Origin of the sequence: Streptomyces sp. XY431 (assembly GCF_001279805.1) — a bacterium.
Taxonomy (GTDB): domain Bacteria; phylum Actinomycetota; class Actinomycetes; order Streptomycetales; family Streptomycetaceae; genus Kitasatospora; species Kitasatospora purpeofusca.
Genome location: NZ_LGDO01000209.1, coordinates 1 through 3,493, shown reverse-complemented (window position 1 = coordinate 3,493; position 3,493 = coordinate 1). Strand labels below are relative to the sequence as shown.

The following is a 3,493-nucleotide window of genomic DNA, read 5'->3' as shown; positions in this document are numbered from 1 at the left end:
CTCTCCCCTTCTCCCCGAGGAGCCCCCGATGCCAGCCGCAGCCCGTACCGGTGACCCCACCGACCACGGTGGCCGGATCGCGACCCCGCCCCCCGGCACCGCCGCGCGGGTGGCGACGGTGCTGATCGGCGGGCGGCCCGCCGCCGTGGTGGGCAGCCTGCACGTCTGCCCGGTACCGCCGCACGCGGCCCTGGGGCCGGGGAACGTGCTGGTGCCGAACCCGGCCGCCGTCACCGGAGGTGCGGTGCTGATCGGCGGCCTGCCCGCCGCGCGGGCCCGCGACCGGGCGGCGTGCGGCGCGACCGTCCTGACCGGTGCGCCGGACGTGCTGATCGGAGGTCTGTGATGGGTGATCGGTTCATCGGGCGCGGCTGGGCGTTCCCGCTGCGGGTCGGGCCGACCGGCGGGATCGCCATGGTCGAGCGGGAGCGGGAACTGGAGGAGGCCATCCGCCTCGTGCTGGGCACCGCGCCCGGCGAGCGACCGATGCGGCCCGACTTCGGCTGCGGCATCCACGAGTACGTCTTCGCCCCCGGCGACGGCGTCACCGCCGGGCGGATCGCCCAGCAGGTGCGCGAGGCGCTGGAGCGCTGGGAGCCGAGGATCGCGGTGGACGAGGTCGTCGTGGCCTTCGACGCGGTGGAGACGGCCACTCTCTACATCGACGTGCGCTACACGGTGCGAACCACCAACGACCGGCGCAACCTGGTCTTCCCCTTCTACACGATCCCCTCCGAGGAGGGGACCGAGGAAACGGTCGCGGACTGATGGCCCTGCCCTCCCCCAACCTGGACGACCGACGGTTCCAGCAGCTCGTCGACGAGGCGAAGCGGTACGTGCAGCAGCGCGCCCCGGAGTGGACCGACCACAACGTCTCCGACCCGGGCGTCACCCTGATCGAGACCTTCGCCTATCTCGTGGACCAGCTGCTGTACCGGCTGAACCGGGTCCCGGACAAGAACTACCTGGCCTTCCTGGACCTGTTGGGCATCCGGCTGTACCCGCCGTCGGCGGCCGTCGCCGAGGTCGACTTCTGGCTGTCGGCCCCCCAACCGGAGACGGTGACGCTGCCCGCGGGCACCGAGGTGACGACCGCGGCCGGCGAGACCGGGGCGGCCGTGGTCTTCGCCACCACCGACGACCTGCGCATCGTGCCGAGCGAGCTGACCCGGCTGGTCACCGCGCCCCGCACCGGTGAGCAGACCGACCGGACGGGTGCGCTGGCCGAGGGCCGGGACGTCCCGTGCTTCCAGGCCGCGCCCGAGCCCGGCGACGCGCTGCTGTTCGGCCTGCCGACGGCGGTGCCGCGCTGCGTGGTCGCGGTCCGCCTGGACAGCCGCGTCGAGGGCGTCGGCGTCGACCCGCGCCAGCCCCCGCTGGTGTGGGAGGCGTGGGACGGCGGCCGGTGGCAGCGCTGCGAGACCGGCTCCGACACCACCGGCGGGCTGAACCGGCCCGGTGAGGTCATCGTGTACGTGCCGGCCGGACATACCGCGTCGCTGGTCAGCGGGACCAGGGCGGGCTGGCTGCGCTGCCGGGTCACCGAGGCGGAGCCGGGGCAGCCGTTCTACTCCGAGTCGCCGACGGTGCGCGAGGCCGCCGTCTTCACGGTCGGCGGCACGACGGCCGTGGAGCACGCCGAGCGGGTGACCGACGTACCGCTCGGCGTGTCGGAGGGGGTGGCGGGGCAGTCCTTCCGGCTCGGCCGCCCGCCCGTGCTGCTCGACGGGGAACCCCCGGTGGTGGAGGTGTCCTCGCCGGACGGCTGGCAGCGCTGGGAGGTGGTGGAGCACTTCGGGCGCTCGGGCCCGGCCGACCGGCACGTCCGGGTGGACGCCACCACCGGCGAGTTCGCGTTCCCGCCGGTGCTGCGCGAGGCCGACGGCACCCTGCGTCCGTGCGGGGCCGTACCGGCCAAGGGCGCCCGGATCCGCGTGGCCCGGTACCGCACCGGCGGCGGCCCGGCGGGCAACGTCTCCCGCGGCGCGGTCTCCGTCCTGCGCAGCTCCGTCCCGTACATCGCCCGGGTCGTCAACCGGGAGGCGGCGCGCGGCGGTGTCGCCGGGGAGACCGTCGACAACGCCAAGCTGCGGGCACCGGAGACGCTGCGCATGCAGGAGCGCGCGGTGACCGCCGAGGACTACGAGGTCATCGCCCGGCAGGCGGCACCCTCGGTGCGCCGGGTCCGCTGCCTGCCCGACCTGGACGCGGGCGCGGGCGCGGTACGGGTCCTGGTGGTGCCGGACGCGGTGGCCGACGAGGGCGGCCGGCTGCGCTTCGAACAGCTGATCCCGTCCGACCAGGTGCTCGCCAGGATCACCGCGGCCCTCGACGAGCGGCGCCTGATCGGCACCCGGCTCCTCGTCGAGCCGCCGTTCTACCAGGGCGTCACCGTCGTCGCCCGGCTCTCGGCACCGGCCGCGGACGCCGACCGGGTGCGCGACGCGGCGCTCGACGCGCTCTACCGGCACCTCGACCCCCTGCGCGGCGGACCCGGCGGAACGGGTCGGCCGTTCGGGCGGCCCGTTCAGTACGGGGAGGTGTTCGGCGTGCTGCAACGCGCCGTCGGGGAGGTGGTGGTGGAGGAGATCCGGCTGTTCGCCGCCGACCCGGTGACGGGCCGGCGCGGCGCCCCGGTGGACCGGATCGACGTCGGCGCGGGCGCGCTGGTCTTCTCCTACCAGCACCAGGTGGTCGTGACCGCGCGGGAGCCGGAGGTGCGCGGATGAGCCGGGCCGCCGTCCCTGACCTGCCCAGTCGGCATCCGATCGGCGAGCAGCTGCCCGCGCTGTACGCCGACGACGACTTCGCGCAACGGTTCACGGCGGGGCTGGACACCGTCCTGGCCCCGGTGTTCACCACCCTCGACAACCTGCCCTCGTACTTCGATCCGCGACTGGCGCCGGCCGACTTCCTGGCCTGGCTGGCCACCTGGGTGGGCGGCACCGACGACCCGCGCTGGCCGCTGGCTCTGCGCCGCGAGGCGGTCGCCCGCGCGGTGGAACTGCACCGCTGGAGCGGCACCCGGCGCGGCCTGGTCGAGGCCCTGCGCCTGGTGCTGGGCGTGTCCGCCGAGATCGCCGGGGACGGCGGGGCCGCCTGGTCGAGCACGGCCGGTGGCACGCTGCCGCCCGCCCCGGCCGACGAGGTGGTCGTCCGGGTGTGGCCTCGGCAGGGCGGAGCGGTGGACGCGGCGCACGAGGTGGACGCTGCGCAAGAGGTCGACGCGGACCGGGTCCGCGCGCTGGTCCGGCGCCTGTGCCCGGTTCACACGGTCTGCCGGGTGGAGGTCCTACCGGGACCGCCCACGAGTGAAGAGGGGTGACAGTGATGCGCGAGTGTCCCGCGTGCGGGGCGTCCAACGGCCCGACGGACAGCTTCTGCGGCAACTGCGGCTCGTACCTGGACTGGTCGGACACCCCGGCGGCCCCTGCTGCCCCTGGTGCCGACCCCGCACCTCCCTCCGAACCTTCCCCACCCGACCCCTCACCTC

The 3,493-nt window shown here is 75.4% G+C and carries 5 protein-coding genes; all 5 read left to right on the top strand.

Annotated features, from left to right (window positions below):
* Positions 1-28 precede the first annotated feature (28 nt).
* Positions 29-346, top strand: a complete 318-nt coding sequence (locus ADK60_RS20610; protein ID WP_053647982.1) for a PAAR domain-containing protein — start codon at positions 29-31, stop codon at positions 344-346.
* On the top strand, positions 346-768 hold the full coding sequence (locus ADK60_RS20605; RefSeq protein ID WP_030307173.1) for a GPW/gp25 family protein: 423 nt from the start codon (positions 346-348) through the stop codon (positions 766-768). Before ADK60_RS20610 ends, ADK60_RS20605 begins: the two co-directional genes overlap by 1 nt.
* Positions 768-2,729 carry a putative baseplate assembly protein gene (locus ADK60_RS20600; RefSeq protein WP_053647980.1) on the top strand — a complete coding sequence of 654 codons (1,962 nt, stop codon included), beginning with the start codon at positions 768-770 and terminating at the stop codon, positions 2,727-2,729. The genes ADK60_RS20605 and ADK60_RS20600 overlap by 1 nt, the downstream gene beginning before the upstream one ends.
* A complete protein-coding gene (locus tag ADK60_RS20595) occupies positions 2,726-3,325 on the top strand; it encodes a phage tail protein (protein WP_053647977.1) in 600 nt (199 codons plus the stop codon). The genes ADK60_RS20600 and ADK60_RS20595 overlap by 4 nt, the downstream gene beginning before the upstream one ends.
* Before the next feature lie 5 nt (positions 3,326-3,330).
* The coding region (locus ADK60_RS43670; RefSeq protein WP_234371186.1) for a zinc-ribbon domain-containing protein at positions 3,331-3,493 on the top strand (163 nt) is incomplete at its 3' end.